This window comes from Brevibacterium sp. Z349TD_9 (assembly GCF_056173565.1).
In genome coordinates, this window is the sequence record NZ_CM149680.1 from 2,521,652 (window position 1) to 2,534,811 (window position 13,160).

Sequence of the window (13,160 nt, forward strand, 5' to 3'; positions counted from 1 at the left end):
AGACCGTGACCGTTGCGGTCCGGGGTGAGTCCTTCCCCGCCGAGGTGGTCGGACGTTCCCGTCACACGCTCCGGGGCGACTCCGCGAAGGTCCGCAGCCTGGCCACCTTGGCGCGGGCGCTCTCGAGCTGGACGGCCACGGCTGACCGCGCTGTCCCGCCCTTCGCGTCACGCGAGTCGATCGAGCCGAGCGTCGTGAGCACTTCCCGCACCTCGGGGGTGAGGTGCTCGGAGATCCCGGCGTAATCCTCGTCGGTGAGGTCCCACAGTTCGACGTCGCGGGACTCGGCGAGCTGGACGCACGCACCCGAGAGCTCGTGCGCGACGCGGAACGGCACGCCCCGGCGGACGAGCCATTCGGCGATGTCGGTGGCGAGCGCGAAGCCGCGCGGGGCGAGGTGGGCCATCCGCTCGGTGTCGAACTTCAGGGTCGCGATCATCCCGGTGAACGCCGGCAGCAGGAGCTCGAGCGTGTCGGTCGCGTCGAAGACCGGCTCTTTGTCCTCCTGCAGATCGCGGTTGTAGGCCAGCGGCAGCGCCTTGAGCGTGGCGAGCAGTCCGGTGAGGTCGCCGATGAGGCGGCCGGCCTTGCCGCGGGTGAGCTCGGCGACGTCGGGGTTCTTCTTCTGCGGCATGATCGACGACCCCGTCGAGTACGCGTCGTGGAGCGTGACGAACGAGAACTCCTTCGTCGCCCATGCGATGACCTCCTCGCTCAGCCGCGAGAGGTCGATGCCGATCATCGCGGTGATGAAGAGGTACTCGGCGAACACGTCACGCGAGGCGGTGCCGTCGATCGAGTTCTCGACCGAATCGGCGAACCCGAGATCGGCCGCCACGGCCTGCGGATCGAGGCCGAGCGACGACCCGGCGAGCGCCCCTGACCCGTACGCGGAGACCCCGGCACGATCGTCGAAATCGACGAGCCGCTCGACATCGCGCAGCAGCGGCCACGCATGCGCGAGCAGGTGGTGGGCGAGCAGCACCGGCTGCGCGTGCTGGAGGTGGGTGCGCCCGGGCATCGGCGCCTCGGGGTGCTCCTCGGCCTGGGCGATGAGGACGTCGACGGCATCGAGGACGAGACCGGCGATCTCACGCGCGTGATCGCGCAGGTACATCCGCCCCATCGTCGCAATCTGGTCGTTGCGCGACCGCCCTGCCCGCAGCTTCCCGCCGAGCTCGGGTCCTGCGATCTCGATGAGCCCGCGCTCGAGCGAAGAATGGACGTCCTCGTCGGACTCGGCGGCGACGTACTCCCCCGACTCGACCCGGCGAGACAGCTCGTCGAGCGCCGAGAGCATCCCCGCGAGCTCATCGTCGGTGAGCAGACCCGCCCGGTGGAGGACGGCGGCGTGCGCCTTCGACCCGGCGATGTCGTACTGGGCGAGCCGCCAGTCGAAGTCCGTCGACTTGCTCAGCGCGGCCAGCGCATCGGCCGGTCCGTCGGAGAAGCGTCCACCCCACAGGCTCAGTCGTTCACTCACTCGTCGTCCTTTCGTGCCGCGTCACGGCCGTTCGTCCCCGTCCCGCCTGGGACCGGTCATCGTCAGTCATTGTCTCACCGCCGCCGAGGCGGTGCCGGGCGCGTTCGTCGGCTCGATCCACGCGAAGCCCAAATTCCGCGTCACGGGCGAAGCGGAATTCCGGCGTCGCGTGGATCGGCGCAGAGTACGCGTGGATCGAGGCCGCGCGCCGACCCCGCCGACCGAGGCCCGCACCCTCACCCGTCCGCGGCCCCGCCGGCGGCCAGCTCGAGGAACGTCTCCGCGAGCGCCTGCCCGCCGACCGCGGCATCGGCAATGACGAGAACCGTGTCGTCGCCGGCGATCGTGCCGAAGATCCCCGTCATCGACGAGCGGTCGATCGCCGAGGCGAGATACTGCGCAGCCCCCGGCGGAGTCCGCAGCACGACCATGCTGTCCTGCGCGGCCGCCGAGACGAGCAGCTCCTCGAGCAGCCGCGGCAGCTTCGCATCGAGACTGTCCCCCGTCGACTGCTGCAGGCTGCGGTCACCGCCCTCACCGGGAACGGCGTACACGGATCCCGAGGTCGACCGGATCTTCACGGCCCCCACCTCGGCGAGGTCACGCGACAGCGTCGCCTGGGTCACGGAGATCCCCATCGTCGCGAGCTCATCGGCGAGCTCGATCTGCGAGTGCACGGACCGGCGGGTGATGAGATCGATGATCTTCTGCTGCCGGGCCGTCTTCGTCAGCGGCGCAGCGCCGGCCTGAGGAACGCTGTGCTCGCTCATCGCGACTCCAGGAGGAACGTGAGCAGGGCCTTCTGCGCGTGCAGGCGGTTCTCGGCTTCGTCGAAGACCGCCGAGGCGGGGCCGTCGATGACCTCGGCCGTGACCTCCTTGCCCCGGTAGGCCGGGAGGCAGTGGAGGAACATCGCGTCGTTGCCGGCGTTCATGAGCTCCTGCGTGACCTGGTACTTGACGAACGGGGAATCCTCATCGTCACGCCCGGCGGAATCCTGCCCCATCGACACCCACGTGTCGGTGACGAGGACATCAGCGCCCTGCGCGGCGGCGACCGGATCGTCGGTGACCGTGAGCGACCCGCCCGTGGCCTGGGCGAGCGCGTTCGCCTCGGCGACGATCGCCTCATCGGGCTGGTAGCCGGCGGGGGCGGCGATGCGCACGTGCATGCCGGCGTTGACCCCGCCGAGGGCGTACGAGTTCGCCATATTGTTCGCCCCGTCCCCGTAGTAACTCATCGTCAGGCCCTTGAGCTCACCGCGATGTTCGCGGATCGTGAGGAGGTCGGCGAGGATCTGGCACGGGTGGAAGTCATCGGAGAGCGCGTTGACGACGGGCACCGTCGAGTGCGCGGCCATCTCCTCGAGCCCGGATTGGGCGTAGGTGCGCCAGATGATCGCCGAGACCATCCGCGCCATCACCTGCGCCGTGTCGGCGATCGACTCCTTGTGCCCGAGCTGCGCCTCACCGGGGTTGATGATGAGCGGCTGCCCGCCGAGAGCGGCGATTCCCGCGGCGAAGGAGACCCGGGTGCGGGTCGAAGTCTTGTCGAAGATGATCGCGGCCGTCTGCGGTCCGGCGAGCGGGGTCCGCGAGTAGGGTTCGGCCTTGAGCTCGGCGGCGAGGTCGAGGACCTCGGTGAGCTCGGCGGGGCTGAGGTCGGTGTCCTTGAGGAAATGGCGGGTCATCGTGGTCCTAGTCAGTCGTGGTGAGGAGGTCGGGCAGCGCGGCGAGGAACGGCGCGATCTCCTCGTCAGTGATGGTCAGCGGCGGTGCCAATCGCAGGCGCTCCGGGGTGACGGGGTTGACAATGAACCCGGCCTCGAGGGCGCGCTTCGCCACGGCCTTGGCATCGGGGTTCTCCCCCGCCAGTCCGAGCCCGAGGAGGAGTCCCTGCCCGGTGACCTCGGCGATCCCCGGAATGCTCGCGAGTTCGGTCGTCAATTTCTCGCCGAGGCGGCGGGCATGGTCGATGAGGCCCTCGGTCTCGATCGTCGTGAGCACGGCGAGGGCCGCGGCGCACGCGATCGGGTTGCCGCCGAAGGTCGTCCCGTGCTGACCGGCGGAGAGCAGGTCGGTGTTCTCGGAGCCGACGGTGATCGTCGCCCCGATCGGCATGCCCCCGCCGAGTCCCTTCGCCGAGGTGATGATGTCGGGAACGACGCCCTCGCCGATAGCGGGGTCCTGGTGGGCGTACCAGGTTCCCGTCCGCCCGATGCCCGTCTGGACTTCGTCGAGGACGAGGAGGGCACCGGCCGCCGAGGTGAGCTCCCGGGCGGCGCGGAGGTATCCGGGTGGGTGCTTACGGACGCCGACCTCTCCCTGGATGGGTTCGATGAACACGGCGGCAGTCGTGTCGTTGACCGCGGCGGCGAGCGCGTCGACGTCCCCAAAGGGTACGTGGACGACGCCGGGCACGCCGGGGGCGAAAGGTTCGCGGTAGGCGGCCTTCGCGGTGAGCGCGAGCGCGCCCATCGTCCGGCCGTGGAAGGCGCCGTCGACGGCGATGATGATCGGGCGTCCCCCGCCTCCGGCGCGGCGGGCCATCTTCAGGGCGGCTTCGTTCGCCTCGGCGCCGGAGTTCGAGAGGAACACGGCGGAACCGGTCGGCAGGTCGAGGATCTCGTGGATCTTCTCCGCGAGCGCGATCTGCGGGGGCGAGGTGAAGAAGTTCGAGATGTGGCCGAGCGTCGCAGCCTGCTCGGTGACCGCCTTCACCCACGCGGGATGGCAGTGGCCGAGCGCGTTGACGGCGATGCCGGCGAGGAGATCGAGGTACTGCCTGCCCTCGGCATCCCAGACGTAGGAGCCCTGCCCGCGGACGAGCTCGAGCTGCGGTGCGCCGAAGACGGGTGAGAGGACGCGGGAGAAATCGTCGCGCCAGGTCGTCTCACTCATCGTTCGCCTCCGCGGTGTCCTCGGCGTGCCCGCGGTGCCCGTCGCCGAGCGGGGCGGGTTCGACGACGGTGTCCTCGACCATCGTCCCGATGCCCTCGGAGGTGAAGACCTCGAGGAGCAGCGAATGCGCCATCCGGCCGTCGATGATGTGGGCCTGCTGCACACCGTGCTCGATCGCCTCAAGCGCCGCGGTCATCTTCGGGATCATCCCCGAATCGAGGGTCGGCAGGAGTTCGCGCAGCCGCTCGGGTCCGATGCGGGAGATGAGCGAGGACGTGTCGGGCCAGTTCGCGTAGAGGCCGGGGACGTCGGTGAGCATGATGAGCTTCTGCGCCTTGAGGGCCTTCGCGACGGCGGAGGCTGCCAGGTCGGCGTTGATATTGAGCGGTTTGCCGGCCTCTCCCCCGATCTCGGCGGCGATCGAGCAGATGACGGGCACCCGGCCGGCGTCGAGGAGTTCGGTGAGGACGGTCGTGTTGACCTCGGCGATCTCGCCCACCCGGCCGAGGTCGACGGACTGGCCGTCCACCTCGGCGAGGGCCTTGTTGGCCAGGAGGAGGTCGGCGTCCTCACCGGAGAGCCCGATCGCGGCGTTGCCGTTCATGTTGATGCGGGAGACGATGTCGCGGTTGACCTGGCCGGCGAGGACCATGCGGATGACCTCGGCGGCTTCCTCGCTTGTCACTCGCTGTCCGGCCTTGAACTCGGATTCGATGCCGAGCTTGGCGAGCATCGCGGAGATCTGCGGTCCCCCGCCGTGGACGACGACGGGGCGGATGCCGGCGAAGCGGAGGAAGGCGATGTCGTCGGCGAAGGACTGCTGGAGTTCCGGGGAGATCATCGCGTTGCCGCCGTACTTGATGACGATCGTGGCCCCGGCGAAGGTCTTGATCCACGGCAGCGCCTCGGTGAGGGCTTCGGCTTTGACCTGGGCGGCGGCGAGGCGGGCGGCGGTGGACTTGGTGGAGAAGTCGGGCTGAGTGCTCATGTGGAGTAGGCGCTGTTCTCTTCGACGTAGTCGTGGGTGAGGTCCGAGGTCCAGATGGTCGCGGTCGCGTTACCGGCGTGGAGGTCGATGACGACGTCGACCTGGCGGCCGAAGACGACTTCGGCGGGGTCGGCGTAGGGTCCCGAGGATCGGCAGACCTCGGTGCCGTTGATGGTGACGTCGATGGTCGTGGGATCGAAGTCCGCCGAGGTGGTCCCGACCTGGGCGACGACGCGCCCCCAGTTGGGGTCCTCGCCGAAGATCGCCGCCTTGAAGAGGTTCGACCGGGCCACGGACCGGGAGACGGTGAGCGCGTCGGCTTCGGTGGCGGCCCCTCGGGTGGTGATGGCGATGTCGTGGTGGGCGCCTTCGGCGTCGACGTGGAGTTGGCGCATGAGGTCGTGGCAGAGCTCGCCGAGGAGGTGCTCGAACTCGGTGGTGTCGACGGTCGCGTCCGCGGCACCGGAGCTCATGAGGATGACGGTGTCGTTTGTCGACATGCACCCGTCGGTGTCGAGGCGGTCGAAGGTGCTGTTCGTGGCTGTCCGCAGGGCGGCGTCGAGGACGGGCTGGTCGAGGGGTGCGTCGGTGGTGATGACGACGAGCATCGTCGCCAGGCCCGGGGCGAGCATGCCTGCGCCCTTGGCCATGCCGCCGATCGTGTACCCCTCGCCTTCGCGGGTCGCGGTCTTCGCGACGGTGTCGGTGGTCATGATCGCCTCGGCGGCGTTCTCCCCACCGGTGACGGAGTCCTCGGCTGCGGCGACGAGTTCGGGGAGGTGGTCGAGGATCCCGGAGCGGAACTCCTCGCCGCCGACGCCGATGAGCCCGGTGGAGCAGATGAGGATCTCGTCGGCCTGCGTGGGGGTGCCGGCGTCGGTGAGGAGGGTTGCGGTCTCCTCGGCGGTGAGCTGGGTGGTCGCGAACCCGAAGTCGCCGGTGTAGCAGTTCGCGCCTCCGGAGTTGAGGACGACGGCGCGGGCGTGGCCGGTGGCCGAGACCTGTTCGGACCAGATGACGGGGTTGGCCTTGCAGCGGTTCGACGTATAGACGGCGGCGACAGCGGTGGCAGGCCCCTGGTTGACGACGAGGGCGAGGTCTTTCTTGCCGCTGGGTTTGAGGCCGGCAGTGACTCCGGCGGCGGTGAAGCCGAGGGGGGCGGTCACGCTCATGGGGCGACTCCTGTCTGCGGCAGCGCCGTGGTCTCGTCGAGACCGAGGGCGAGGTGGATGGATTGGAGGGCTTGGCCGGCGGTGCCGCGGACGAGGTTGTCGATGGCGACGACGACGAGGACCTTCTCGGCGCGGGCGTCAAAGGTGGCCTGGATCTGGGCGACGTTCGATCCGGTCGTCGCCGAGGTGCGCGGCCATTGGCCCTCGGGGAGGACGCGGACGAAGGGTTCGTCGGCGTAGGTCTCGGTCAGCGCGGCGGTCAGCTGTGCGGTGAGCGCGTCGGCGTCGACGGTGCCGTCAGCGCTGCGCGGGGCATTCTTTCCCGGGTCGGCGGTGATCGTGGCGAGGATGCCGCGGGACATGGGGACGAGTGTCGGGGTGAAGGAGATGCGGACGGGACCGTTCGCGGGGTCGGCGCCGAGGACGCCGTTGAGGTTCTGTTCGATCTCGGGGACGTGGCGGTGGGTGCCGCCGGTGCCGTAGGGGGACGCGTCGCCGAGGATCTCGGCGGCCATGAGGTGGGGCTTGAGCGCCTTGCCGGCGCCGGAGACGCCATTGGCGAGGACCGCGTTGAGGCCCTTCGGTTCGATGAGACCGGTCGCGAGCAGTGGGGCGAGTCCGAGGGTGACCGCGGTGACGTTGCAGCCGGGCACGGCGATGCGGGTGGCGTCGGTGAGCTGCGTGCGCTGCTTCGCTCCGTCGGCCAGCAGCAGTTCGGGCAGGCCGTAGGTCCATGTGCCCTGGTGGGCCGAGCCGTAGAAGGCCTCCCACGCTTCGGGACTGATGAGCCGGTGGTCGGCGGCGAGGTCTACGATCAGGGTATCGGGGCTGGTCTCGGCCAGTTCCCGGGCGATCGCCCCGGACTTGCCGTGGGGCAGGGCGAGGACGACGACATCGTGGCCGGCGAGCACCTCGGCGGTGGAGTCTTCGATGACGAAGTCCGCGTACCGGGGAAGGTGGGGCTGGTGGCGGCCGAGCTTCTCGCCCACGCTGGAATGTCCGCACACGGTGGTGACGTTGAGGTGGGGGTGGGTGCTCAGCAGTCGGAGGACCTCTCCCCCGGCATAGCCGGTGGCGCCGGAGACGGCGACCGTCAGATCGTTCATATGAATAACCATACAGCATCAGTAAATTATATGCAGGAGGCGTGATGACCCAGGCGGTTCGAGCAATGCAGGCCGGCGGACCCGAGGTGTTGGAGTTCTGTGAGATCGAGGCGCCGAACCCTGGGCCGGGTGAGGTGCTCGTCGACGTCGAGGCGGCGGGCGTGAACTTCATCGATACGTATCGGCGTTCCGGGGTCTATCCCATGGACTATCCGCATGTCGTCGGGGTCGAGGGCACGGGTCATATCGCCGAGGTGGGTGAGGGTGTCGAGAGCTACAGCGTCGGTGATCGGGTGGCGTGGCATGAGGGGACGGGGTCGTATGCGACGCAGGTCGTCGTGTCCGCGGACAACCTCCTCACCGTTCCGGAAGGTGTAAGCGCCGAGGTGGCTGCGGCGATGCCGCTGCAGGGGCTCACCGCGCAGTATCTCGCGACAACCTCGCATGCGATCAAGCCGGGAGACACGGCGCTCGTCCACGCCGGGGCCGGCGGCGTCGGGCTCGTCCTCACGCAGATCATCAAGCACCTGGGCGGCAACGTCATCACCACGGTGAGCACCGAGGAGAAGGCGGAGCTCTCCCGCCAGGCCGGCGCCGACGAGGTGTTCCTCTACGGTCCGGACGTCGATGTCGCGGCGACGGTGCGGGAGCTCACCGACGGCGAGGGCGTCGAGGCCGCCTATGACGGGGTCGGCAAGGACACGTTCGATGCCTCGCTCGCCTCGCTCAAACCGCTCGGGTCACTCGTCCTCTTCGGCGGGGCGTCGGGTCAGGTGCCGCCGTTCGACATTCAGCGACTGAACTCCTCGGGCGGGATCTTCCTCTCGCGGCCGTCGCTCGTGTGGATGGTGGCAACACCCGAGGCGCTGGCGAAGCGATGGGCGATGGTTTCGAGCGGCGTCGAGAAGGGCTGGCTCGACTTCCGGATTGGGGAAACGTTCCCGCTCGCGAAGGCTGCTGAGGCACATCGGGCACTCGAGGGGCGGAAGACGACGGGGAAGGTTGTGCTGAGGGTGTAATGACTTCCCGCCTGACGCCATCCTACCTACTACACCTACCATCCCCTCTCGTCGACCGTCGACCACAAGCTAACTAGTGTCGCGTGTCGTTAGTTCCTGAATGGTTGGGTGTTTGGGAGAATTGGTTCTTGGCGAATTCTGCCGCTCCAGCACTGGTCCTGTTCGAAGGTGAAGAGTCTCAATTGCGTGAATGGGTGCGATCATCAACGATCAAGGCTGGTCTGGACAGGCGAGCACGCATCGCGCTCCTGGCCGCCGAGGGTCTGGCGAATACGCGCATCGCTGAAATGACGGGAGCCTCAGTCGTGACCGTGCTGAAGTGGCGGGCCCGCTACGCCGAGGCCGGCATCGCGGGGCTGGGAGATGAGCAGCGTTCGGGTCGACCTCGACAGCTCGGTCACTTCGACATCGTGACGACTACCCTGGTTCCGCCTCCGAAGAAGTACGGTGTCACCCATTGGTCTTCGCGGTTGCTCGGTGAGCATCTGGGGGTCGGGATTGCGACTGTCGCCCGGGCCTGGCGCAAGTACGGGATCCAGCCATGGAAGGCGGAGATATTCAATTTCTCCACCGATCCTGAGCTGGAGGCGAAAGTCACCGATATCATCGGCCTCTACCTGTCACCACCAGACAATGCGGTCGTGTTGTGTGTCGATGAGAAGTCTCAGATCCAGGCTCTGGATCGCACAGCACCGTTGCTGCCGATGCGTATGGGCGATGCCGAGAAACGCACCCATGACTACCATCGGCATGGCACGTCAACACTGTTCGCAGCGTTGGAAGTTGCCACAGGAGAGGTCACGGGTGCCGTGAAATCCCGGCGTCGGCGGCAGGAGCTCCTGTCGTCTCTGCGCCAGATCGATCGGGCGTATCCGGACCGTGAACTCCATCTGGTCATGGACAACTACGCCACGCACAAGACCGTCGAGGTCCGGGACTGGTTGGAGGCTCATCCGCGATTTCATGTCCATTTCACCCCGACGTCGGGGCCGTGGTTGAACCTCGTCGCAGTGTGGTTTGGCATCATCGATCGCCAGGCGATCAAGCGCGGCTGGGCCGCCCCCGTTGTTAGGTCCGGTCTCTGTGTGAGTCGTCGGGTTCCATTTCGTGGGTGCAGTGGCGAGCATAGTCGGCCGGGGTGAGGTAGCCCAGCGCCGAGTGGCGTCGCACGGTGTTGTACTCGACCTTCCAGTCGCCGATGACGACCTGGGCGTGCAGCAGTGAGTAGAAGCTGTTGATGTTCAAGCACTCGTCGCGCAGGCGGGAGTTGAACGACTCGACGTAGCCGTTGAGCCACGGCGAGCCGGGCGGGATGTACGACAAGCCGGTGCGGGTGCCGGCCCAGTCGGCGATCGCCTGGCTGATGAACTCGGGCCCGTTGTCGCTTCTGAGGACCGCGGGCGGTCCGTGCAGCTTAACGAGGTCGTCGAGATGGTCGGTGAGACGGTCGGCGGTGATGGAGCGTTCCACGAGGCCGCCGAGGCAGACCCGGGTGTGCTCGTCCACGATCGACGCGATTTTGATCGGACGCCCGGCCTCGTCGACGTCGAACTGGAAGTCGATGGCCCACACCACGTTCGGGGCGCACGCCTTGGGGGGCGTCCGTGGTCGAGGAGCCGATGCGCTTACGGCGACGTCGCTGGGGCACGCGTAGGCCTTCCTCGCGCCATAGCCGCTGGATCTTCTTGTGGTTGACCTGCCAGCCCTCGCCGCGGGCGTCGTGGCACGCGCGCCGGTAGCCCCAGCGGGGGTGCTTCTTCGCGTAACCGCGCAGCCATTCACGCAAGGCGGCGTCGGGGTCGGCGACGGTATCGGCCTTGAGGGTGCGCCGGTAGGCGGACCTGGATAGCCCGGTCAGCCGGCACGCCATCCGCTCGCTCACCCGCATCTTCGCGATGAGGTGAGCGACAGCGGCGCGCCTCCTGCCCGGGCCTAGAAGTTTCCCTCTGCCAGCTCCTTCAGCGCCGCCTTCTCCAGCTCTGCTTCAGCGAGCAGACGCTTGAGGGTGGCGTTCTGCTTCTCGAGCTCCTTGAGGCGCTTGGCGTCGTCGGCCTTGAGCCCGCCGTACTGGTTGCGCCACCGGTAGTACGTCTGTTCCGACACGCCCAGCTCGCGGCACACCGCCGCGACGTCCGCGCCATCGGCCAGCATCCGGTCGGCCTGTCCGAGCTTGCGCACGACCTGCTCAGGCGTGTGCCGCTTCCTCGTGTTCGTCATGATGAGACCAGTCTTCCTGCCCGCAGCAGCGAGCATCAAGACGACTCACACAACGACTGGACCTACATCCCGGGGTCAGCCCACGGCGTGTTCACGTCGGCGAAGGACCTCAACAAGAAGATCCGGGAGTTCATCAATTGGTGGAACAGGCGTAAGCACCCGTTTGTGTGGACGAAGACACCACGACAGGTCCTTGAGAAGGCCAAACCTAAAACAACTTCAGACACGCGACACTAGACCTTCTCGAGATCTTCGCCCTGAAGTAAACCACTGACGCCGCAGACCAATTGAGCACCCTCAAATTGGCTTCAGCTAGGCTACTGGACATGGAACTTACAGAATCGTGGCGCACTGAAATACCTGAGTCCGTCGTCAAACGATACGACATCATCGAGACCCGCAATGCCGCGGCAATGTTCAAGGCGTCGAACTCTGAGCTACTCTCCGAGATGGTTACCGTGCTGGACGGCTTTCACTTCGATGTAGAGCGAATCGTTCGAGGCGGCGGGAGCAAGCACTTCATAGCAGCAGAGCTCGATGAAGCTTTTCGGGTTTCTGGTTGGCGCGAAGCCAAGTTCCAACAAGAACTTACAACTGACCTAGTTTTAAACCCATACAGACCAGTAGGCGAGAAGAGCAAAGAGCATCGGATCAGCAAGAGCCTCTACGAAGGCCACCAAATCGATAATGTGAAAGGCCGCGTCGGTCTTGATGTCGAATGGAACCCAAAGGACGGAAACCTGGATCGGGACTTTTCCAACTTCCGTAGTCTCTACGATGCCGGAGTCCTCGATCTCGGTATCCTCGTTGTTCGTCGCCAAACTGACATGCGAACGTTGTGGATCGAAACTATCGCGAGAGCTAAAGAACTCCACGCAGCTGACTTTGTCTCCGCGAAGTGGAATGAGCGGCTCGAGAAGACGCCACATGATCCGCTCGGCACATCGACTACCTCAAACTTCGAGAAACTCATCACCCGAATCAAACGAGGCGATGGCGGTGGCTGCCCCATCCTCGCGATCGCCATCACAACTCGATGCTACGAGCAACCGGACAACCTGGACACGGAAATCCGACGGGTCTCCGCGAATCACACGACGGGAGGTCATGTCGAACGGCTCGCAGAACGGCTCTTTCCGAACGAAAACATTGGCGATCTCGGTGACGCCACAACCGAGCCACTAGAAGTTGAGTAGCCCTTATTTGCCGACTCGTTCCAGCGTCTTCTTTGGGCGGCCACGTCCCCGAAAATTGGCACCTCCCCTAACGAGGAGTGCCCTGACCCGAGTGATGGAATAGCCGGAGGAGTCCGCGAGCTGTTGGACCGAAGCTCCAGCTTCGTACTCCTCGACCAAGATGCGAGCAATCCGGTCCGAGAGCCAGCCACTCATCCGCTCATGTGGCTCTAGCTTTGGGAAATTGTCGATTTTTCCGCCCTCATAGCCACGATGAGTCCTGCCCTTGGGCGCAACATCCTCAGCAGATTCGTTGCCCCACGAGTTCCAACCAGGTCGAGAGTAGCGAGCAAACATCTCAAGGTAGGGCCCGGGCGAGCAAGACTCAATGAGATCGTACTGCTCTTCAGGCTTACGACTATGCTCTCGCTTCCTAGTTTCGAGCATGTTGACAGTTGAACGAGCAGGGGCAAGCGTTCGCATGGAACCCTTAACTCCAAAAAGGATAGGCTCGGTCACGTTCCGGAAGTAGAACCCAACACCACGACCATCCGGGCCCCCGTCCTTGCGGCGCTTCGCCCAAATCACATTGCTCACATAGCGATACCCCCATGCTTGGAGCACTTCGATGCCCTCGAGGAGCAGGGCGTTGGGTACCCAAAGATAGAGGTGTGCATCTTTAGCAGTTACCTGATCCACGGGAAGCGCCTTGATTTCTTCGAGGTCCATGGTGCCGTAACGGTCGAGGCGTCGATGCTCCGGGGCAACCTTCCCAGTCCTGTTCGCAAACCTCCAAGGCGGGTCGGCGAGTACTGTTTTAAAACCGCCCGCAACCGTCGGTAGCGGCGGGATGTCGGCAAGCGATTGGGGCATGTCAATAGTTGCAGGCATAGCACCATCGTAGCTGAAAAGATCCAATAGTTCATCATTGGATCTTTTCTCTGGGGTCGTCGTCGCACTCATGATCTCGTATCGCCTCCAAGTATTGGAACATGATGAACATACGATGCCACATACCACTGACACGACGCCGGCCTTGACAACATGAAGTGGTACCTACGTTCTAGCTACAAGCTGCGGAACAGGCGCACCGGGACTGA

Annotated in this window: 11 protein-coding genes and 1 pseudogene; 3 read left to right on the forward strand and 9 right to left on the reverse strand. The window is 65.9% G+C overall.

From position 1 onward, the window contains the following. Positions 1 to 61: 61 nt before the first annotated feature. The 7 genes from argH to argC form a co-directional block, all read right to left on the reverse strand. The gene (gene argH / locus AC0VYB_RS11760) at positions 62 to 1,483 is read right to left on the reverse strand and encodes an argininosuccinate lyase (protein WP_259788422.1); all 1,422 of its coding nucleotides are present in this window, start codon (positions 1,481 to 1,483) and stop codon (positions 62 to 64) included. Positions 1,484 to 1,719: 236 nt separating this feature from the next. Continuing rightward, positions 1,720 to 2,253, reverse strand: coding sequence for an arginine repressor (locus AC0VYB_RS11765; protein ID WP_095376892.1), 534 nt, complete (start codon positions 2,251 to 2,253; stop codon positions 1,720 to 1,722). Further along, the gene (gene argF, locus AC0VYB_RS11770) at positions 2,250 to 3,173 is read right to left on the reverse strand and encodes an ornithine carbamoyltransferase (protein ID WP_259788420.1); all 924 of its coding nucleotides are present in this window, start codon (positions 3,171 to 3,173) and stop codon (positions 2,250 to 2,252) included. The genes AC0VYB_RS11765 and argF overlap by 4 nt, the downstream gene beginning before the upstream one ends. A gap of 7 nt (positions 3,174 to 3,180) precedes the next feature. Continuing rightward, positions 3,181 to 4,383, reverse strand: a complete 1,203-nt coding sequence (locus AC0VYB_RS11775; protein ID WP_259788419.1) for an acetylornithine transaminase — start codon at positions 4,381 to 4,383, stop codon at positions 3,181 to 3,183. Next, entirely contained in the window at positions 4,376 to 5,371 is a 996-nt protein-coding gene (gene argB, locus AC0VYB_RS11780; protein ID WP_259788418.1) for an acetylglutamate kinase, read from the reverse strand. Before argB ends, AC0VYB_RS11775 begins: the two co-directional genes overlap by 8 nt. Further along, on the reverse strand, positions 5,368 to 6,543 hold the full coding sequence (argJ, locus tag AC0VYB_RS11785; RefSeq protein WP_475384707.1) for a bifunctional glutamate N-acetyltransferase/amino-acid acetyltransferase ArgJ: 1,176 nt from the start codon (positions 6,541 to 6,543) through the stop codon (positions 5,368 to 5,370). The genes argB and argJ overlap by 4 nt, the downstream gene beginning before the upstream one ends. Further along, positions 6,540 to 7,649, reverse strand: a complete 1,110-nt coding sequence (argC, locus tag AC0VYB_RS11790; RefSeq protein ID WP_259788416.1) for an N-acetyl-gamma-glutamyl-phosphate reductase — start codon at positions 7,647 to 7,649, stop codon at positions 6,540 to 6,542. The genes argJ and argC overlap by 4 nt, the downstream gene beginning before the upstream one ends. 44 nt (positions 7,650 to 7,693) lie before the next feature. Between argC and AC0VYB_RS11795 the strand changes: the two genes are divergently transcribed. Next, positions 7,694 to 8,668, forward strand: coding sequence for a quinone oxidoreductase family protein (locus tag AC0VYB_RS11795; RefSeq protein WP_259788415.1), 975 nt, complete (start codon positions 7,694 to 7,696; stop codon positions 8,666 to 8,668). A gap of 128 nt (positions 8,669 to 8,796) precedes the next feature. Next, positions 8,797 to 9,810: an IS630 family transposase gene (locus AC0VYB_RS11800; protein WP_475384708.1), complete on the forward strand. Its 1,014-nt coding sequence runs from the start codon at positions 8,797 to 8,799 to the stop codon at positions 9,808 to 9,810. Here AC0VYB_RS11800 and AC0VYB_RS11805 read toward each other — a convergent pair. Next, positions 9,737 to 10,885: pseudogene (locus AC0VYB_RS11805) on the reverse strand (IS3 family transposase). The gene AC0VYB_RS11800 and the pseudogene AC0VYB_RS11805 sit on opposite strands and share 74 nt — an antisense overlap. Positions 10,886 to 11,211: 326 nt before the next feature. Here AC0VYB_RS11805 and AC0VYB_RS11810 point away from each other — a divergent pair. Next, positions 11,212 to 12,081 (forward strand): BglII/BstYI family type II restriction endonuclease, encoded by an 870-nt coding sequence (locus AC0VYB_RS11810; RefSeq protein ID WP_082834925.1) that lies wholly within the window; start codon positions 11,212 to 11,214, stop codon positions 12,079 to 12,081. A 3-nt stretch (positions 12,082 to 12,084) separates the two neighbouring features. Here AC0VYB_RS11810 and AC0VYB_RS11815 read toward each other — a convergent pair whose 3' ends face one another. Beyond that, a complete protein-coding gene (locus tag AC0VYB_RS11815) occupies positions 12,085 to 13,023 on the reverse strand; it encodes an MT-A70 family methyltransferase (RefSeq protein WP_231882225.1) in 939 nt (312 codons plus the stop codon). Positions 13,024 to 13,160: the final 137 nt, after the last annotated feature.